Origin of the sequence: Neptunomonas antarctica, from assembly GCF_001305295.1 — a bacterium.
GTDB classification, from domain to species: Bacteria; Pseudomonadota; Gammaproteobacteria; order Pseudomonadales; family Balneatricaceae; genus Neptunomonas; species Neptunomonas antarctica.
Map to the genome: position 1 here is coordinate 1 of NZ_LJSI01000020.1, position 19,330 is coordinate 19,330.

The 19,330-nt window shown below is 47.8% G+C and carries 17 protein-coding genes, 1 other RNA gene and 1 pseudogene; 3 read left to right on the top strand and 16 right to left on the bottom strand.

Annotation, left to right across the window (positions count from 1 at the left end; translation table 11 throughout):
* The 16 genes and pseudogenes from Nant_RS21190 to rsmI all read right to left on the bottom strand — a co-directional run.
* Positions 1-175: pseudogene (locus tag Nant_RS21190) on the bottom strand (cell division protein FtsA); the annotation flags it as partial.
* A gap of 6 nt (positions 176-181) precedes the next feature.
* A complete protein-coding gene (locus Nant_RS02130; protein ID WP_238377049.1) occupies positions 182-994 on the bottom strand; it encodes a cell division protein FtsQ/DivIB in 813 nt (270 codons plus the stop codon).
* 1 nt (position 995) lies between these two features.
* Entirely contained in the window at positions 996-1,940 is a 945-nt protein-coding gene (locus tag Nant_RS02135) for a D-alanine--D-alanine ligase (RefSeq protein ID WP_054340003.1), read from the bottom strand.
* A complete protein-coding gene (gene murC / locus Nant_RS02140; RefSeq protein ID WP_054340004.1) occupies positions 1,937-3,382 on the bottom strand; it encodes a UDP-N-acetylmuramate--L-alanine ligase in 1,446 nt (481 codons plus the stop codon). Before murC ends, Nant_RS02135 begins: the two co-directional genes overlap by 4 nt.
* Positions 3,379-4,458 carry an undecaprenyldiphospho-muramoylpentapeptide beta-N-acetylglucosaminyltransferase gene (gene murG, locus Nant_RS02145; protein WP_054340005.1) on the bottom strand — a complete coding sequence of 360 codons (1,080 nt, stop codon included), beginning with the start codon at positions 4,456-4,458 and terminating at the stop codon, positions 3,379-3,381. Before murG ends, murC begins: the two co-directional genes overlap by 4 nt.
* Positions 4,448-5,749, bottom strand: coding sequence for a putative lipid II flippase FtsW (gene ftsW, locus Nant_RS02150; RefSeq protein ID WP_082400026.1), 1,302 nt, complete (start codon positions 5,747-5,749; stop codon positions 4,448-4,450). Before ftsW ends, murG begins: the two co-directional genes overlap by 11 nt.
* Positions 5,746-7,155, bottom strand: a complete 1,410-nt coding sequence (murD, locus tag Nant_RS02155; protein WP_054340006.1) for a UDP-N-acetylmuramoyl-L-alanine--D-glutamate ligase — start codon at positions 7,153-7,155, stop codon at positions 5,746-5,748. Before murD ends, ftsW begins: the two co-directional genes overlap by 4 nt.
* 61 nt (positions 7,156-7,216) lie before the next feature.
* Entirely contained in the window at positions 7,217-8,299 is a 1,083-nt protein-coding gene (gene mraY, locus Nant_RS02160) for a phospho-N-acetylmuramoyl-pentapeptide-transferase (protein WP_054340007.1), read from the bottom strand.
* A 5-nt stretch (positions 8,300-8,304) separates the two neighbouring features.
* The gene (locus Nant_RS02165; protein ID WP_054340008.1) at positions 8,305-9,711 is read right to left on the bottom strand and encodes a UDP-N-acetylmuramoyl-tripeptide--D-alanyl-D-alanine ligase; all 1,407 of its coding nucleotides are present in this window, start codon (positions 9,709-9,711) and stop codon (positions 8,305-8,307) included.
* Positions 9,708-11,267 (bottom strand): UDP-N-acetylmuramoyl-L-alanyl-D-glutamate--2,6-diaminopimelate ligase, encoded by a 1,560-nt coding sequence (locus Nant_RS02170; protein ID WP_238377050.1) that lies wholly within the window; start codon positions 11,265-11,267, stop codon positions 9,708-9,710. Before Nant_RS02170 ends, Nant_RS02165 begins: the two co-directional genes overlap by 4 nt.
* Positions 11,264-12,982 (bottom strand): peptidoglycan D,D-transpeptidase FtsI family protein, encoded by a 1,719-nt coding sequence (locus Nant_RS02175; RefSeq protein ID WP_054340009.1) that lies wholly within the window; start codon positions 12,980-12,982, stop codon positions 11,264-11,266. Before Nant_RS02175 ends, Nant_RS02170 begins: the two co-directional genes overlap by 4 nt.
* The gene (gene ftsL / locus Nant_RS02180) at positions 12,972-13,376 is read right to left on the bottom strand and encodes a cell division protein FtsL (protein ID WP_082400028.1); all 405 of its coding nucleotides are present in this window, start codon (positions 13,374-13,376) and stop codon (positions 12,972-12,974) included. Before ftsL ends, Nant_RS02175 begins: the two co-directional genes overlap by 11 nt.
* A 20-nt stretch (positions 13,377-13,396) precedes the next feature.
* Positions 13,397-14,338 carry a 16S rRNA (cytosine(1402)-N(4))-methyltransferase RsmH gene (rsmH, locus tag Nant_RS02185; protein ID WP_054340011.1) on the bottom strand — a complete coding sequence of 314 codons (942 nt, stop codon included), beginning with the start codon at positions 14,336-14,338 and terminating at the stop codon, positions 13,397-13,399.
* Between the two features lie 21 nt (positions 14,339-14,359).
* A complete protein-coding gene (gene mraZ, locus Nant_RS02190) occupies positions 14,360-14,812 on the bottom strand; it encodes a division/cell wall cluster transcriptional repressor MraZ (protein ID WP_054340012.1) in 453 nt (150 codons plus the stop codon).
* 434 nt (positions 14,813-15,246) lie between these two features.
* An RNA gene (rnpB, locus tag Nant_RS02465) (RNase P RNA component class A) lies at positions 15,247-15,634 on the bottom strand.
* 36 nt (positions 15,635-15,670) lie between these two features.
* Positions 15,671-16,507: a 16S rRNA (cytidine(1402)-2'-O)-methyltransferase gene (gene rsmI, locus Nant_RS02195; protein ID WP_054340066.1), complete on the bottom strand. Its 837-nt coding sequence runs from the start codon at positions 16,505-16,507 to the stop codon at positions 15,671-15,673.
* Between the two features lie 34 nt (positions 16,508-16,541).
* Between rsmI and Nant_RS02200 the strand changes: the two genes are divergently transcribed.
* The 3 genes from Nant_RS02200 to Nant_RS02210 are packed head-to-tail and all read left to right on the top strand — an operon-like array spanning position 16,542 to position 19,328.
* Positions 16,542-18,356, top strand: coding sequence for a penicillin-binding protein activator (locus Nant_RS02200; protein ID WP_082400030.1), 1,815 nt, complete (start codon positions 16,542-16,544; stop codon positions 18,354-18,356).
* Positions 18,357-18,365: 9 nt separating this feature from the next.
* Positions 18,366-18,725, top strand: a complete 360-nt coding sequence (locus tag Nant_RS02205) for a YraN family protein (protein WP_054340014.1) — start codon at positions 18,366-18,368, stop codon at positions 18,723-18,725.
* Between the two features lie 15 nt (positions 18,726-18,740).
* Positions 18,741-19,328, top strand: a complete 588-nt coding sequence (locus Nant_RS02210) for an SIS domain-containing protein (protein WP_054340015.1) — start codon at positions 18,741-18,743, stop codon at positions 19,326-19,328.
* Positions 19,329-19,330: the final 2 nt, after the last annotated feature.

Consider the following 19,330-nt stretch of genomic DNA (forward strand, 5'->3'; position numbering starts at 1 on the left):
GAATCGACCCGACCGTCGACTCTATATTAATTACGACACCCCGTTTCAGGCCCCGCGTCGGATGCGAACCGATACCCACGACCTCGATATGGCCATCCGGCATTACCTCGGCTACCAGGCACACCACTTTAGAGGTGCCGATATCCAGTGCAACGATCATATTAGCATCTGACATATTTTCTTAACCCGCCTTAACCTGTTCTTCTAGCTTACGCCACTTCACAGCAACGCCATTGGTATAACGAATATCTACTCTTTCAATTTGAGCTGCACGTGACGCCAACTCTTTTTTGTAAATATGTAAAAAACGCTGCAACCTCTCCCTTAACTGCTCCTTCCCGATAACCACTTCTATGCCGTTATCCAACAAAAGCGTCCAGGCACCCCGCGCTTCCATAGATAGACCTGTCATTTTAACATTTGCGCCCTGAAATAGCCGACTCAAATCGTGATACTGTGCCATCAAATGTTGTGTTTCTGTGGCCGGACCATTCAAAACGGGCAAGTTTATGTATGCATCAGTTGCCGGAGGCCAAAAAATATCACCCTGGTGGTTTAGCAGACCTTTTAAACCCCACCGAGCCACCGGAATCTGCTCACCAATAATCACTTCTACGGCCGGTGGCCAATCTCGTCGAATCTGCGCACTATGCACCCATGGCTCATCAAGAATTGACTCATGTAAAGATTCAATATCAATATTCATCAAGGGTGTGTTAATCCCCGCCGCTAGCTTCTCAGCCAAAACACGCTTATTCAGGTATTTTGTTGCTCCCAATATTCTGATTTCGGTGATGGGCTTATCTAACCACGCCATCATCTGTCCATAAGCACTCAGCACTAAACTGCTGAAAATCAAAAATGCGGTTAATATCAATAACGGACGCCAATAACCTTCGGATTCCCGGACATCTGCCTCATCGTCATCCTTCGCTGCCATTGGAGGCAACGAGGATTGATCAAACACTTTCAGTCTATGGAGTCCTACCGCCATATCATTGGGCCTCTTTCAGAATTTCAACGACCAGTTGCTCAAAACTCAGACCTGCTTGCTTCGCAGCCATTGGCACCAGACTATGATCGGTCATACCCGGCGTGGTATTCACCTCAAGCAGATAAAACTGCCCGGCCTTATCCTGCATTAAATCGACACGCCCCCAACCTTTGCAGCCCAGCGCCTGAAACGCCTGCTCAGACAACCTTAGAAGCTCAGTCGCTTTTTCTTCACTTAAGGTATCGTCAAACAAATAACGCGTATCATTCGCCTGATACTTGGCTTCGTAATCATAAAAATCATTGGGTGTTTCTAAGCGAATAGCGGGTAGCGCATTATCATTCAGAATCGCTACCGTAAACTCCGCACCGGTGATCCATTTCTCTGCTATCACGCACTGGTCATAGCCACAGGCATCGGTCCATGCTGAGGCCAAATCCACCGCATTATTGACCTTGTGCATGCCAATACTGGAACCTTCATGGGCGGGTTTGATCATCAATGGAAAACCAAGTTCCTGCGCGCACAACAAATCATTCTCCGTGCGCAAAACTCTGAAAGGAGGCGTCGGAAGACCCGCACCAACAAACACTTGCTTGCTACGTAACTTATCCATACCTAGTGCAGAAGCGGCAACCCGGCTTCCGGTATAAGAAATTTGCAGCATTTCAAGCAAACCCTGAATCGTGCCGTCTTCTCCACCACGACCGTGCAAAATCAAAAAAGCACGATCAATCGGTTCCTGTTGTAATTGTTGAACGGGGTTTAAGTCGCCTTCTGCGCCATACAGATCAAGGGGAAAAGCATTCACTCCCGCCACTAGTAATGCTTTTAAAACTGCCGTGCCGCTATTTAACGAAACCGCACGCTCGGCTGAGTTACCACCGTAGATAACAGCGACCCGACCAAAAGCAGCCGCTTGCTCTTCGCTTATCCGGTAGGTCATACTTTGGCTCCTGACAGATCAAGCCCTGATAGCTGATGAGCCAGTGCGGTTATATTCCCGGCTCCCTGTGTCAGCACTAAATCACCCGGACGCAGCACATTTCTTAAGAGTTCCGGCACTTCATCGGCACCTTTCACATAGACAGGTTCAACAGTTCCCCGCTGACGAATACTACGACACATACTACGGCTGTCAGCACCGGCAATAGGCTCTTCACCGGCGGCATAGACTTCCATCAACATTAAGACATCAACGCCAGACAACACCTGGACAAAGTCTTCATACAGGTCGCGGGTTCGTGTGTAACGATGCGGTTGATTAATCATGACTAAACGACGCTCAGGCCATCCGGCTTTGACGGCTTTGATAGTCGCTTCGACTTCACGCGGGTGATGTCCGTAGTCATCTACCAGCATGGCAGTACCACCTTCCAGCGTAATATCCTCAAGTACCTGGAAACGCCGTCCGACACCGGAAAACTTCTCCAATGCAGAAGCGATAGCAACGCCATCAATACCCTCATCGGTCGCTACAGCAATGGTCGCCAATGCATTCAGCACGTTATGAACACCTGGCATATTCAGCGTAATATCCAGATCAGAATGACCGTCAGGACGCTTAACAGTGAAGTGCGTGTGCATCCCTGTCTGGCTAATATTAATAGCGCGGTAATCAGCACCATCATTAAGGCCGTATGTCACTACAGGGCGACTGATCTCAGGCAATATCTCCTGCACAATGGCGTCATCAGTACAGAGTACCGCTAAGCCGTAAAACGGCAGGTTATGCAAAAATTCGACAAAGGTGCGTTTTAGCACATTAAAATCGCCACCATAAGTATCCATATGATCGGCATCAATATTGGTCACAATCGAGACCATAGGCTGCAGATGCAGGAATGACGCATCACTTTCATCAGCCTCAGCGATCAAATAACGGCTGGCGCCCATACGCGCATTAGTGCCCGCACTGTTAAGCCGACCGCCAATTACGAACGTCGGATCTAATCCTGCTTCTGCAAAAACAGAAGCCAACAAACTCGTGGTGGTGGTTTTACCATGCGTTCCGGCTACCGCCACACCATGACGGTAACGCATTAACTCTGCTAACATTTCTGCACGACGTACAACGGGAATGCGTGCTTCACGTGCTGCTTTCACTTCTGGGTTGGTATCATTAACGGCGCTGGAAATAACAACAACATCAACACCCTGTATATTTTCTTTCGCATGCCCGATATGAATAGTGGCACCCATCTCGACGAGACGATCAGTAGTCACTGATGCCCGGATATCCGAACCTGAGATCTGGTATCCCTGATTACATAAAACTTCGGCAATACCACACATACCTACCCCACCAATACCGACAAAGTGAATGGTACGGATACGTCTCATTTCAGGTACTTCATAGACCGTCGGTGCTTGTGCAACTAAACTCATTTCATACTCTCCAGACAGATTCTGGCAACCTGGTTACTGGCGTCGGGCTTTGCCACACTGCGTGCGTTAAGTGCCATTTTCGCCAGTGAACTACGATCTGCCTTGTTACGTAAAACCTCAATAATATCATCGACTTTCAAATCAGCTTGCTGGACGATCCATGCCGCGCCAACCTGCTCCAGATAATGGGCATTAGCCGTTTGATGGTCATCCACCGCAAATGGGAAAGGAATCAGCAACGCAGGTACACCGGCAATTGCCAACTCACTCACCGTTAACGCGCCCGACCGGCAGATAACAAGGTCAGCCCAGCCGTATGCTTCATCCATATGTTCGATAAAAGCATCAACGCGCGCCTCAACCTGCAGCGCTTTGTATTTTTTCCGGGTTGCATCGATGTGCTGCTTACCCGTCTGATGCCAGACATTCGGGCGCTCATCTGCACTTAGCTGCGCGAGCGCCTCAGGGACTAATTCATTAATACCTTTGGCACCCAGACTGCCGCCAACGATCAGCAAATTTATCGAGCCACTTCGCGCCGCATAACGCTGCGCAGGCTCGGGCAGATCTAAAATAGCCCCTCGCACAGGATTACCCGTCTGCTCAACCTTAACGTTTGCTCCAAAAGCATCCGGAAATGCCACCAGAATACGCTGCGCCAATTTTGCTGAAATGCGATTAGTCATACCCGCAACCGCATTTTGTTCATGAATCACTAAAGGTATACCCAGCAATCGGGCCGCCACCGCACCGGGGCCAGAAGCAAAGCCCCCCATCCCCAGCACCACATCAGGTTTTACCAAACGCACGACCTTAACCGCCTGCCAAATAGCTTTAAGCAATTTAAACGGAGCCAGCACTAAACTCAGCCGACCTTTACCGCGCAACCCCTGCACATCAATCGTATGCAAAGGAATACCTGCGTTCGGCACCACCGTTGATTCAATACCTTTCTGCGTGCCCATCCAATGGATGGTAACGCCTTCTTGCTGCAGACAGTTGGCTGTGGCCAAAGCAGGAAACACATGGCCTCCGGTACCGCCTGCCATCACCAATGCTGTTTTATTACTTTTCATGACTACCCCTGATTGGTATAGATGAAGGGGGTTTCTTAGATGTTTTGTTAGCCGTCTTGTTAGGCATTCTCTTAGCCGACTTGGAAACTGTCTCTGAAGTACCCACTGATGCCGTCATTTCTGGCCCGGCAATCCTGAGTTTTTTCAATTCATAATCAACACGCAAAATAATGGCGATCATCACGCTACAGACCAACAAACTACTACCGCCATAACTCACTAGCGGTAAGGTCAGTCCTTTTGTAGGCAAAGCACCAACATTTACGCCAATATTAATTAATGCCTGTGCAGCAAAAATCAGCCCGAAACCGTAGGTGATATAGCCCATAAAAAACTGCTGTTGCTTTTCTGCCTGGCGGCCAATAATAAAAATCCGACAGATCATGATGCCGTATATAATCACCACCAGCAGAGCACCAACCAAACCGAACTCTTCGGCGAGCACTGAGTACACAAAATCCGTATGCGCCTCGGGTAAATAAAATAATTTCTGGACACTATTGCCCAGGCCTGTGCCAAACCACTCACCCCGACCAAAAGCGATTTGGGCCTGTGATAGCTGATAACCACTACCAAACGGGTCAGCCCACGGGTCCTGAAACGATTTCAACCGAGCCATACGATACGGTTGCGCAACAGCCATCACCACAATCATCCCGACGGCACACAACAACACCATGAGAAATTGGGCAAAACGCATCCCTCCGAGGAAAATCATCCCCATGACAGAACCCATCAATACCACGGCTGCACCATAATCTGGCTCGACCAGTAACAAAGACACAAAAAAGGCTAACGGCAAAACCGGCTTAACCACACCGCCCCAACTGCTTCTCACCTCAGATAAGCGGCGCACCAGATACCCTGCAACGTAAATCACCATACAAAACTTCGCGATTTCGGAAGCCTGTAGGTTTAACAGCCCCAGACTAATCCAGCGACGGCTACCATTCACTTCCCGACCTATCCCTGGAATCAGTACCAAAATCAATAAGACAAAACCGACCCCTAATAATATCGGACCATATTTCTCCCAATACTTAATAGGTATTCTGACGGCAACGATGGAAGCAACCATCGCTAATAAGATAAAAAAACCGTGCCTTGCTGCGAAAAAGAAAGGACCACCGAATTTTTCCGCCGCAACATCCATGGATGCCGAAGTAATCATCACAAAACCCGTCAACACTAACGCTATCGCCGGACCCAACAACCAAGGGTCAAAAGGTAAAACGCCCTGTTTAGGAAATGAAAACCAAGCAGGTTCTCGCAGAGCATTTACGGCATTCATAACGCACTCACAGCGGCAACAAACTGATGCCCACGATCAGCATAACCCTTGAACATATCGAAACTGGCACACGCAGGAGAAAGCAGAATAATATCGCCGGGCAAAGCAACATTAACTGCACGCTGCACGGCGCTTTCTAATGTGTTTTCTAGCCGAATGTTCGCACTAGTTTTAGCCATACCCTCTGCCTTAACCGCACCTTGATTATCAGAAAGCGTCGCACGAATTTTTCCTGCATCTTGACCAATCAGTACTACTGCGCGTACATAACGATTTACTGGCACGATCAGATCATCGAAATCAGCACCTTTACCATCACCACCCGCGATCAAAACAATACGCTGCCCGGCGACCAAACCAGCGCCAAGCCCATCAAGCGCTGCCACGGTTGCACCAACATTGGTACCTTTGGAATCATTATAAAAAGTCAGATCATTCTTTTTCGCAACCCACTGACAACGATGTTCCAACCCACCAAATATTTTCAGGGTATCAAGCATCGCATCCATTGGAATATTAACGGCACGCCCTAACGCCAGTGCAGCCAATGCATTAGCAACATTGTGTCGACCCGGCATTTTGATATCGCAGCTTCGCATCAATTTCTGATTACCTATTGCGAGCCACTCAACGGCAACGTCTGAACCTGACTCAGCTTCATCAATCAGACCAAACACTTTCAAATCCGGCTTACTAAGACGATACCCCACTAATTCAACGCCTTTAGGCAATAAAGGATGAGTTAACGCATCATCACGGTTTTCAACGGCACTACGACAACCACGAAAAACCCGATGTTTAGCCTGATAATACCCCTGCATGCCCTCGTAACGATCCAGATGATCAGGGCTAATGTTCAGTACGGTTGCCACCTGCGCACGCAGATCATGGACTGTTTCAAGCTGAAAACTAGACAACTCCAACACATACAGCGACTGTTCTCCCGCCGTCAGCATATCCAGTACCGGCGTGCCCAAATTACCACCGACACCGACATCAATGCCGGCCGTTTTTGCCATTTCACCCACCAGCGTCGTCACTGTGCTCTTAGCATTGGAGCCCGTAATGGCAACAATTGGCGCGCTAACTTCACGACAAAACAGATCAATATCACCAATCAGCGCCACACCACCGGCAACCGCCGCTTTGATAGCCGGTAACTGCTGTGATACGCCAGGGCTGAGTATCAACTCACTGGCTTGCATAAGATAGACAGCATCCAACTCACCTAATCTAATATCGATCCCGACAAATTCTGTTTTAATCTCATCAAGATTGGGTGGATTATCGCGGGTATCAACTAACGCAAAACGTAGTCCTTTTTTCGCCAGATAACGCGCACAAGAAAGCCCGGTTTGCCCTAAACCGATCACTACCTTCAACTGATCTGACGTAATTAATGACATTCGTTTTCCTGCTATTTGTCTTTTAATATCAAATTTACTAACTAACTTTTGTTATCTTTGACTAACGTAATTTTAGCGTCGCTAAACCCACCAGCACCAAGATAACGGTAATAATCCAGAAACGAACAATGACACGCGGTTCTGGCCAGCCTTTTAATTCAAAATGATGGTGTATGGGTGCCATCCTGAAAATTCGCCGCCCGGTCAGCTTATAAGAAGCAACTTGCAGGATGACCGACACCGTTTCCATAACAAATACACCCCCCATAATCACCAGCACCAATTCCTGGCGAACCACCACAGCGACGGTACCCAATGCCGCGCCTAACGCTAACGCACCTACATCTCCCATAAAAACCTGAGCGGGATAGGTGTTAAACCACAGAAACCCCAAACCGGCACCCACAATGGCGCCACAAAATACAATTAACTCACCTGACCCTGCGATATAAGGAATATTCAGATAATCCGCAAAACGAATATGCCCACTCAGATACGCAAAAACAGCCAACGCACCGGCCACCATCACCGTGGGCATAATAGCCAAACCATCAAGCCCGTCTGTCAGATTCACAGCGTTTGATGTGCCCACGATAACGAAATAGGTAAACACAATGAAAAAGATGCCCATATCGATCGCAACATCTTTAAATATCGGTACGATTAACTGCGTTTCTGCCGGTGTCTGTGCGGTAAAATACAAGACACAGGCGGCACCCAGGCCACCCACCGACTGCCATAAATATTTCCACCGCGCCGGTAAGCCTCTGGAGTTTTTCTCAACCACTTTACGCCAGTCATCAACCCAGCCAACGGCACCAAAAATCAGTGTCACTATCAAAACAATCCAGACGTAGCGATTAGACAAATCAGCCCACAGCAGCGTACTGACGGCGATTGACAAAATAATTAACGCGCCGCCCATGGTCGGCGTTCCCGCTTTACTCAAATGAGACTGCGGGCCGTCATTACGTACCGACTGGCCAATCTGTTTTTCTTTTAAATAACGGATCAACTTAGGACCGATAAAAAGTGAAATAGACAGCGCGGTTAATACCCCCAAAATCCCTCTTAAGGTCAGATACTTAAAGACAGCAACTGCCGAGAAATACTCCGTAAGATAATCAGCCAGAATTAGCAACATCTCTTTTACACCTCTTCCGTTAAACGGCTAACAACTTTATCCATCCCGGCGCTGCGGGACCCTTTAATCAAGATCACCATGCCGGGATGCGCACATGGACGAATCATATTTACTAAGCTTTGCTGGTCGGAAAAATGCTCAGCCATCAAGCCTTGTGCGTCTTGATAACCTTCAACAGCGGCTTTACTTAAAGGCCCGACAGCCAATAATTTATCAATCTTGTGTTCTGCTGCAAACTGCCCGATATCACGATGCATTTGCTCAGCATCAGCGCCTAGCTCACCCATATCTCCCAAGATCAAAACCCGTTCGCCTTTTAATTCATTTAGTACCTGTATTGCCGCCTTAACTGAACCGGGATTTGCGTTATAACTATCATCAATAACACGCGCCCCCATAACACCCTCAAGACTACACATCCGACCTTTCACTGCCTGAAACCGCCCTAAACCCGCTGCAGCTAATGAGAGAGGCAATCCCGCCGCTACCGTTAACGCCGCCGCGGCCAAAGCATTCGACACATTGTGACGCCCCATGACATTCAGATGGACGCTTTCACATTCGTCATCATGACTCAACGTAAAGCTGTAACAACCGTTATCATGCTGCAATAACTGAAGCGCTTTAATGTCTGCATCCGGTACATTCTGCGCGAAGCTAATGATGCGTCTATCGCCGCTGCGTTTAATCCACTGATCGGCATGCGGGTCGTCCCGATTAATAACTGCGATACCCACCGCACTTAATGCGTCGTAAATTTCACCTTTCGCTTCAACAACGCCCTGTAAAGAGCCAAACCCAGCCAGATGCGCACCCATTGCATTACTAATCAATGCAATATCAGGATGCGCCAGATGCGCGGAATAAGCGATCTCGCCTGCGCCACTCGCACCCATTTCAATCACAGCGTATTGATCACCGCCAGACAGACTTAACAGTGTAAGCGGCACGCCGATCTCATTATTAAGATTACCCTTCGTCGCCAGCACCTGGCCGGCACCTGACAGAATTTCAGCCAGCATCTCTTTCACGGTGGTTTTACCACTACTACCAGTGATAGCGAACAACGTACCCTCAAAAAAAGTGCGATTATATTCGGCTATTTTCCCTAAAGCGATACGGGTATCAGTAACGATCAGCTGAGGAATATCGACATTAAGTTCGTGATCGACAACCAGAGCGACAGCCCCTGCTGCTTTGGCCTGCTCCGCAAAATCGTGTGCATCAAAACGCTCACCTTTGAGCGCAACAAACAGATCACCTACGCTGATGGCACGCGTGTCTGTAGTGACGCGCAAAAATTCAACATCCTGATGTGACTTGTTTTCAAGATGCGACTTACTTTCAAGACTTACTAGCCTGGCATCTAATACATCAACCAATGCGCTGATCCGGCAACGATTTAATATCATGCGTCAACGTCTCCTAACAGACTTTCAACGACAACTTTGTCACTGAACGGGTATTTAACACCCATGATCTCTTGATAATCTTCATGCCCTTTACCCGCAACTAAAACCAAATCCTCAGCACTTGCCTGCTGCATCGCCATGTTGATTGCTTCGTATCGATCGGCCAGCGTAACTACCTGCCCCGGCCGATTAAAACCCCGCATAATCATCTCAATAATAGCGTCGGGGGATTCGGTACGCGGATTATCACTGGTAACAACAACACGATCAGCAAACTGTTCAGCAATGGCAGCCATTTCTGCTCTTTTGCCGGTATCGCGATCACCGCCGCAACCAAACACAATCCATAACTGTTGCGAACAGTGTTTCCGCGCTGCTAATAGTGCTTTTTCAAGCGCATCAGGTGTATGCGCGTAATCGATGACAACGGCTGGTCGCCCTGCACACGTCAAACATTCCATACGCCCAGGCACAGCAGACACCTGCGCCATCGCCATTTCAATCTGCGCTGCAGACAAGTCCAACTGACTTAATACTGACACCGTTAACAATAAGTTAGATACATTAAAATCACCCACAACAGGCGCCTCAAAGCGAACCCTGCCGCCTGGAATTGTTAGCGACAATTGAACGCCTAGGCGGCTTAACACGCACTGATTAACAGCAACATCAGCTTGTTTAAGCACTCCGCTATTTAACTCTGTGTTAGTAAGTTGCGTATTATTCAGATCCGAGCTAAACAGACAGAACGGCACGTTACCTGCGGTTAGCTGCCGGGCCAGTTGACGGCCGAAATCATCATCTGCATTCAAAACGATATTGCGTTTTTTGTGCACTACGCCAATAGCAACATTCTTAGTTGTAAATAAGAGCGACTTAGCCTCGGCATAAGCATCCATAGAGCCATGATAATCCAGATGATCACGACTGAGGTTTGTCAACGCCACCACATCAAACTGAACGCCAGAAACACGCCCCTGATCCAGCGCGTGCGAACTCACTTCCATCACCACTGCTTGCGCACCCTGAGCATAAAAATCAGACAGTAAGCGCTGCACAGTAATCGCATCGGGGGTGGTATGCGTCGCCGTATTTAATGCATCAGGAAAACCATTACCTACCGTGCCGATCAGCGCCGTTTTTGTACCTAATGCAGTTAATGCCTGTGCTATATAATGCGCACAGGACGTTTTGCCGTTAGTGCCGGTCACACCGATCAACGTCATTTTCGTACTGGGTTGACCGAGCATTGCCGCGGCAAAAACACCGGCTTTATCAGCCAAATTTTCTATTCGAATAACAGGAATACCAAAACAACTAAGGTCATCCTGCGATGTTGTCCAAGCTTCAACTACAGCAGCAATAGCACCGGCATCGACCGCCTGCTCGATAAAATCAACACCGCGATGAGTGATGCCATCACGCGCGACAAAAAGATCACCCGGCTGAACATGGCGACTATCCGAGGAGAGCCCCATTACCTTACAATTTGCCGCCGCATGATCGGGAGCAACAATAGAAAGCGCTTGTAATGTGGTTGGCATAAATTTAATCATTTCATCACGACCGTATCTTTCGGATCATCCGGCCACTGGTCAGGCGTCACATTCATCAAACGTAATGCGTTACTTGAAACACGCGAAAATATAGGCGCGGCAACTAAGCCACCGTAATACTCCTGACCTTTTGGATTATTCACCATCACAACAACAACGAATCGCGGATCAGAAACCGGAACAATACCCGCGAACACAGAAAGGTACTTGTCATCCGCATAACCACCCTGGCTACTCTTATGAACGGTGCCGGTTTTACCCGCTACACGATAACCATACACAGCAGCACGACGTCCTGTACCACCCGTCTGAGTAACCGTTTCCATCATGCCCAGCACTGCTTTTGAAATCGCCGCAGGCATGACCCGGTTACCCTTAACCACACCCTCTTGTTTTAACAAACTAACAGGCAGAACCACGCCATCATTAGCCAACGGCAAGTACGCCTGTGCCAATTGCAATGGCGTTACTGATAAGCCATAGCCGTAAGACATAGTGGCCCGTTCAACCACGCGTTTTGGTGCATAATAAGGGAGGCTACCATTACGCTCTCCGGGAAATCCGGTACCCGAAGGCTGCCCCATACCGACATTATGAAACAGGTTACGGATGGCATCTTCATGTAAGCTCAGTGCGATTTTTGTTGCACCAACGTTACTCGATTTAGTGATGATTGATGTTAAATCCAGCTTTCCATAATCACGGTGATCGCGAATCGTATTGCCACGTACGCGAATATAACCCGGCGACGTATCGACAATGGAATCAACGCTATACTTACCACTCATTAATGCCGCAGAGATAGTTAAAGGCTTGACGGTAGAACCGGGTTCAAACAGATCCGTAAGCGCACGATTACGCAATCCGGCCAAGTTCATTTTACTGCGGTCATTGGGGTTATAGGAGGGCTGGTTGACCATCGCTAACACCTCTCCTGTTCGCGCATCCAGAACCACAACAGAAGCAGAATCTGCTTTATGTACCTGAACCGCAGCCTTCAATTCACGATACGCCATATACTGAAGACGCAAGTCGATACTTAGCTGTAGATCCTGACCAGGCTTAGCGTGCTCAATAGATTTAATATGTTTAATGGTCCGCCCAAGACGGTCCTGCATGACCAGTTTACGACCCGGTTCACCGTGCAATACATCATTATAAGCCAGCTCCATACCTTCCTGACCTTCGCCGTCCATTCCGGTAAATCCAACCAGATGAGTTGAGACCTCACCTGCCGGGTAGTAGCGTTTATACGCAACATCAACATGAATACCCGGCACATTAAGTGCATCAATTTGATCAGCTAGTTCGGGTGTCACCTGGCGTTTTAGATAGATAAATTGACGTTCGACATCTTTTTCAAGATCAGAAACCAAATCGCCACGTTTCATATCCAACAAAAAGGCCAGCCTTGCCATTCCCCGGTGATGCGTATCTGCTTTACTTGGATCAGCCCAAATAGTGGCTACCGGCGCACTCACCGCCAATGGCTCACCATTTCTATCTGTGATCAGGCCACGATGAGCAGGAATCAAGGTCGTTCGCAAACTACGGGCATCACCCTGACGCTGTAAAAAATCCTGATCAAGCGTATACAATGAAACCAGCTTTGTAACAATACCACCCGCGACCAGAAGCAAAAGCACTGACATAAGAATCAATCGCCAGCTGCGTCCCGCAGACTCAACAATAACAGGAGCTGTATTATCGCTCATACTGAACAATCTCGATCATACTCGGCTGCGGCGCTATCATATTCAACTGTTTTGATGCCACACGCTCAACTCGGTTATTCGCACCTAACGCACTTTGCTCTAGCAGTAACTGGCCCCACTCAACTTGAAAGCCATCCCACTGCTGAACAATAATTTGCTGTTTATTAAAAAGATTCCTATATTGAAAAGCCTCATACGTAACAGCCAAAGCACTACACACAATAAGAACAACCAAAATGGCAACAACAAATACAGGACGAGCCACAGCCTCAACACTTAGCATCGGTTGTGGTATTGCTTCCTTCTCTTTGTTTCTGCTTAACCATTTTGGTGTGGAAAACAAAATGCGCACCTTTAATGACGAGACAAATGACGATATGAATGACGACGACATGCTAACGCTACCCTGTCGTATTACGCGATTTTGGTGGCTATTCGCATAACCGCACTGCGAGAACGCGGATTAATATCCACTTCCGAAGAACTGGCTTTAACCATCTTCCCGACCGCTTTCAATCGCTGATTCAACATATCAGTGGTAATAGGAATGCTCATCGGAAGATGATCATCACCCTTCACATGCTTACGAATAAAGCGCTTAGCGATGCGGTCTTCTAATGAATGGAAACTAATAATCACCAGACGCCCACCCACTTTCAATGAATCAAGCGACTGATCCAGACACTTTTCCAGGTCTTCCAATTCACGATTAACATGGATACGGATAGCCTGAAATGCGCGTGTGGCAGGATGCTTACCTTTTTCCCAGGAAGCATTAGCGTCAGTTATAATTTTTGCTAATTGAGCCGTTGTTTCAATCGGAGCAATAGCCCGGGCTTCAATAATAGCCTTAGCCATACGTCGACCATGACGCTCCTCACCATAGGTGTAAATCACATCTGCGATTTCATCTTGGGACGCACGCTTAATCCACTCTGCCGCACTTTGACCTGAGGTCGTATCCATGCGCATGTCCAACGGACCACTATTCTGAAAACTAAAACCACGTGAAGGGTCGTCTAATTGAGGAGAGCTCACGCCCAGATCCAGCAGAACACCATCAACTTTACCGAACATGTCTCGATCGGTAACAAACTGCTGTAGTTCAGAAAACGAACCATGTGCGATTTCAAAGCGCGCATCATCAGCAAACCGAGTGTGAGCGCAGGTAATGGCTTCAAGATCTTTATCAATGGCCATTAACCGACCTTCTGAAGATAACTGCTTTAAGATCAGATCAGAATGCCCGCCTCGCCCAAATGTTCCGTCTATATAGAACCCATCAGGATTTTGAACCAAAGCAGCGACGGCTTCGTCAAGCAGCACGGTAATATGTTGTAATGTTTCAGTACTCACAGAAAGATCCTATTTTAAAAATTAAAGTGACAAATTAAGCAATGCTTCTGGCAGCGCTTCACCTTCGACTTCCTGTAAGTATCTGTCGCGAGTCGTATTCCAATTAGACTCGTCCCAAATTTCAAACTTCCGCCCCTGACCTAACAAAATGGTCTTTTTATCTAATCCTGCGTAATCGCGTAAAAGCGCCGGGATCAATAGCCGCCCATGACTGTCCATATCAAGATCTGAAGCATGCCCCACCAACAAACGCTGTAAACGGCGGGCAACTGGATTCAGACTGGGTAGCGCATCAATTTTGGCCTGTATAATGTCCCATTCATCAATGGGATACAGAAGCAAGCAGCGCTCTTCGGTATCAATCGTCAACACCAGATGCCCGGCACACTGCACCGAGATTTGATCCCGGTAGCGGGCAGGAATGGCCATACGGCCTTTCACATCCAGATTTATCTGATTAACTCCGCGAAACATTAGCCATTCGCTCACCTAAACCCATCATAAAAACCACAATTACCCACAATTACCCACTAACACACACTATAGAAACTACCCCTCATTTATGCAAGTGTGGTAAGGCAGCGACATACGGCTAAAATCAGATATAAAGGAAAGGATTTTGAAGCGAATCAAAGCAAGAAAACACAGCACATAATAAAGACCTTAGAATTCAGTCAATTATTAGCTGTTGATAGGACCTGACTCTGTTTCACGAGTAATGTTATGAATGGTTCCAAGCAGATATTAAATTAAAAAAGGCAGGGAAATTAACTACAAATCAAACCAGAAAAGACCAACCAGGTCACCCTGGTCAGAAAAATCTGAATGATGCAGACAATCAAAGATGTGAATCAAAGACATAAATCAGAAGCTTAAAGCTTAGTGTTAAAGCTCGAAACGAAGAAAAAAGTAAGAGTCCGCCTATAAGCCGGGTTTTGTAATAGACAGTCATTCATCTGGGACGTACATCACTGCACGCCTCAAGCGACCTACCCGGATCCGGTGCGGGTCACACCTATATGGATCCCTATTTGGTCTTGCTCCGAGTGGGGTTTACCATGCCATGGAATGTTGCCACCCATGCGGTGCGCTCTTACCGCACCCTTTCACCCTTACCGTTATCCGAAGATACTTGACCCTCAGATACTTAGGCGGTCTGCTCTCTGCTGCACTTTCCGTCGGCTTACACCGCCCAGACGTTATCTGGCACTCTACCCTTTGGAGCCCGGACTTTCCTCCCTCCCGCTTACTTACACAAGTGCAAATAAGAGAAACAGCGACTGTCCGGCGAACTCTTGGGCGCAAGGATACCAACAATCAAGCGATTAGCAACTACTTGCGCGCTAAAGCCTCTTGATATAAGGCATTTTTCTTTTCGCCGGTAATTTTAGCGGTCAATGCGGCCGCCTGCTTAACCGGCAACTCGGCCAACATGATGTCCAGAACCTTCAATGTTTCGGCTGAAAAGCCTTCCATCACGACCGGCTCAACGCCTTGAATCAATACAACAAACTCTCCCTTTTGCTGGTTATGGTCCTGCTTAACCCATTCCAGTAACGCCTGCACATGATCACCGTGTATTGTCTCAAACGTTTTAGTTAATTCTCGCGCCAACACCACATACCGATCAGGGCCGAATACATCAATCATATCCTGCAGAGAATCCAGAATACGGTGAGTCGACTCATAATAAATCACCGTTCTGGTTTCACCGATAATCTCCGACAACTTTTGCTGACGTCCCGAGCGCTTTGCCGGTAGAAAACCTTCAAACACAAATCGATCCGTCGGCAAACCTGCGGCACACATCGCCGTAATAACAGCACAACACCCCGGAATAGGTACAACTTTATAGCCCGCTTCACGCACTCCCCGGACCACAATAAAGCCCGGATCAGAAATTAATGGCGTTCCCGCATCAGAAATCAGTGCAATACTGTCGCCAGCAGCTAATTTATCCAGTATTGTCTGCAGTCGTTGACGCTCATTATGATCATGCACTGAAATCATAGGTGTTTTAATGTTAAAGTGCCCCATTAAGCGGCCACTGTGTCGTGTATCTTCGGCAGCAATCAGGGCAACGGACTGTAAAACATCCACTGCCCGGGGTGTCAAATCCCCCAGATTGCCGATAGGCGTGGCTACAACATAAAATACCGCGTCAGACATAATTTTTCCATCCATCATCAGGGTGATAGAGTATATGATGATTTTGAAACGCCTGTCTCTAACTGTCGCTCTAACCAGCTTTATTGCTGGCTGTGCAATGCCGCCTATATCGCCACCGCTGGTTATCAGCAGCCAATCATCAACGGCCTACCAGGATATAGATATTGATTCGCTTCTCACACAGGCGCGCCAATCCACGCCTATTCGCGCCGCCGAACTTAAATTACAGGCAGCACAAATACTGGCAGACCAAGGTGAACCCGAGCGCGCAGCAGACATCCTGAAAGATATTGACACTTCGACACTACCCCCAACGCTACAATTCAACGTCATCAGATTGCAAACCCAGCAGGCGCTGGAAAACAATGATGGCCAGCAAGCCTTAAGCTATCTTGCTTATATGCCATCGCTTAGCACATTACCGGAAGGGGATGCTTTATTATCAGAGCAACTCTACGCCGATGCTTACAGCCTCAACGGACAGCCTTTGAACGAAGCGAAAATTCTGATCGAAGGAACTAACTACATTCAAGATCCCGAAAAGTTGCAGATGCTGCATGATAGGATCTGGCAAGCGCTGCAATCGACCAACAACGCAGATCTCTATACCGCTCTTCAGCAGCCCAATAATAATTACCTGCTACAGGGCTGGCTTGAACTGGCATTAGCTGCCCGTTCGATTGCCGATGTCACAACACAAACCAACAACATCGAAAACTGGTTAAACCTTTGGCAACTGCATCCTGCAGCACAATTGATGCCAGGTACGGTAGCATCTCCGCAGAGCGCTGAGCTAATCAACGTGGCACGCATCGGCATTCTTCTGCCCAGCAGCGGAGCACTTGCCTCCGCCGCTAAGGCGATTCAAGACGGCATAATGACTGCCCACTACGCACAACAGAACACAGGCAGCAGCGCACCAGAATTAATATTTATAGACAGCTCGTTATATACATCAGCTGATGAAATACTTCAGAGCGTTGTGGATAAAAACCTACAGCTTGTGATTGGCCCTCTCGACAAAGATAAGGTCAACTCACTAAGCCAATACGGATCGCTTCCCATCCCTTTTCTGGCACTTAACTATATTGACGAAAATGCAGAGAACCTCTACCAGTTCGGGCTCTCCGCCGAAGATGAGGCACGCGATGCAGCAACTCAAGCGATCAATGCCGGCAAACGCATGGCTCTGATACTGACACCTGACACGGACTGGGGGAAACGATCTGAAACCGCCTTTGCTGACACATTTACTCAACTCGGTGGCAGTGTGGTGGAGCGCAAAACATTCATTAAAGATTCGCTGAATCAAGACATCGCAGAACTACTAAAAACAGATGAGAGCAAAAATAGAGCAAAAAGCCTCAGGCGGGTCACCGGATTAAATTTCGAATTCGAAGAACGACGCAGGCAAGATGCTGATGTCATCCTTCTCTCCGCCCGTCCGCAAGATGCGCGTTTAATCAAGCCTATCCTGTCTTATTATTTTGCAGGCGACCTACCGATCTATGCAACCTCTCAGGTATTCTCAGGAGAGATCGACCCTGCCTCCGATCTCGACCTTAACGGCATCATGTTTGGCGATATCCCCTGGGTTCTATCACCGCCTTCACCCAACCGGCTTTCACTCAGCGCCATTCGGGACAACACCGATACACGTTTCGGCAGACTTTACGCTTTAGGTATTGATGCCTACAATCTCTATCCTTATTTACAACAACTAAGCGCAGCACAGGGAGCCATCCTGCAAGGCGAAACAGGCCAGTTATCCTTAACCCAGAACAACAAAATACACAGACACTTGCAGTGGGCCGTATTTGATAACGGCACACCTAGAATCATTGAATAGCGGACTATCATGGACAGACAAACACGCGGCAAGGATGCCGAACAAAAAGCCTGGCACTGGCTCATTCAACAAGGCCTGAAGCCAGTCACCAGAAACTACCTTTGTAAACTAGGTGAAGTTGATCTGATACTCATCGACAACAACATACTGGTATTTACAGAAGTAAGATACCGTGCGGATAAGCGTTATGGTGGCGCAGCAAACTCTGTAACCATCAGCAAACAACGTAAAATAATCCGTGCTGCACAACATTTTTTGATGACGCATCCTGACTTTCAGCAGCATAACTGTCGCTTTGATGTCATTGCTTTTGAAACACCTTCTGAAGAAAACAAACCAATATGGTATAAAGACGCCTTCAGACTTTAAGACCGGAAATAATGAATGGAACTTGAAGAACGAATTGTAACTCTTTTCCACAATTCGATGGACACCAATGCTCATACGATTGAGCAGTACACTCCGATGATTGCTCACGCCAGCGAACTTATGCTCGCCAGCCTGGCAAACGAAATGAAAATAATCTGTGTCGGAAATGGCGGATCAGCAGCACTGGCACAGCATTTTTCAGCGCTACTGTTAAGCCGCTTCAGAAACGAACGCCCTGGCCTGCCCGCTTTAACCGTCGGCGCAGATAGCGCGGTACTAACCGGTATTGCAGAAGAAAGCAGCTTCAGTGAAGTGTATTCAAAGCAAATTCGTGCGATTGGGCAACCCGGAGATATCTTATTGGTCATCTCCAATCAGGGACGCTCAAACAGCCTCGTACAAGCGATACAAGCAGCCCACGATCGCGATATGTCAGTCATCGCAATCACCGGCCATGACAGCAGCAATATTTCTGCACTTTTAAGGCCGGATGAAGTCGAAATATGCGTGCCATCTGATGACAACGCAATGATTTATAGCGCACACTTGCTGATACTTCATTGCTTATGCGATTTGATTGAATTTCAACTATTTGGAGCCTGATA

What these genes read in the sequence shown, in the direction of transcription:
- murD (WP_054340006.1), bottom strand. Translation starts at nt 7,155, where the DNA reads ATGTCATTAATTACGTCAGATCAGTTGAAGGTAGTGATCGGTTTAGGG.
- mraY (WP_054340007.1), bottom strand. Translation starts at nt 8,299, where the DNA reads ATGTTGCTAATTCTGGCTGATTATCTTACGGAGTATTTCTCGGCAGTT.
- Nant_RS02205 (WP_054340014.1), top strand. Translation starts at nt 18,366, where the DNA reads ATGGACAGACAAACACGCGGCAAGGATGCCGAACAAAAAGCCTGGCAC.
- mraZ (WP_054340012.1), bottom strand. Translation starts at nt 14,812, where the DNA reads ATGTTTCGCGGAGTTAATCAGATAAATCTGGATGTGAAAGGCCGTATG.
- Nant_RS02130 (WP_238377049.1), bottom strand. Translation starts at nt 994, where the DNA reads ATGGCGGTAGGACTCCATAGACTGAAAGTGTTTGATCAATCCTCGTTG.
- Nant_RS02135 (WP_054340003.1), bottom strand. Translation starts at nt 1,940, where the DNA reads ATGACCTACCGGATAAGCGAAGAGCAAGCGGCTGCTTTTGGTCGGGTC.
- Nant_RS02200 (WP_082400030.1), top strand. Translation starts at nt 16,542, where the DNA reads ATGATGATTTTGAAACGCCTGTCTCTAACTGTCGCTCTAACCAGCTTT.
- Nant_RS02165 (WP_054340008.1), bottom strand. Translation starts at nt 9,711, where the DNA reads ATGATATTAAATCGTTGCCGGATCAGCGCATTGGTTGATGTATTAGAT.
- murG (WP_054340005.1), bottom strand. Translation starts at nt 4,458, where the DNA reads ATGAAAAGTAATAAAACAGCATTGGTGATGGCAGGCGGTACCGGAGGC.
- murC (WP_054340004.1), bottom strand. Translation starts at nt 3,382, where the DNA reads ATGAGTTTAGTTGCACAAGCACCGACGGTCTATGAAGTACCTGAAATG.
- Nant_RS02210 (WP_054340015.1), top strand. Translation starts at nt 18,741, where the DNA reads ATGGAACTTGAAGAACGAATTGTAACTCTTTTCCACAATTCGATGGAC.
- ftsW (WP_082400026.1), bottom strand. Translation starts at nt 5,749, where the DNA reads ATGAATGCCGTAAATGCTCTGCGAGAACCTGCTTGGTTTTCATTTCCT.
- rsmI (WP_054340066.1), bottom strand. Translation starts at nt 16,507, where the DNA reads ATGTCTGACGCGGTATTTTATGTTGTAGCCACGCCTATCGGCAATCTG.
- Nant_RS02175 (WP_054340009.1), bottom strand. Translation starts at nt 12,982, where the DNA reads ATGAGCGATAATACAGCTCCTGTTATTGTTGAGTCTGCGGGACGCAGC.
- Nant_RS02170 (WP_238377050.1), bottom strand. Translation starts at nt 11,267, where the DNA reads ATGATTAAATTTATGCCAACCACATTACAAGCGCTTTCTATTGTTGCT.
- ftsL (WP_082400028.1), bottom strand. Translation starts at nt 13,376, where the DNA reads ATGTCGTCGTCATTCATATCGTCATTTGTCTCGTCATTAAAGGTGCGC.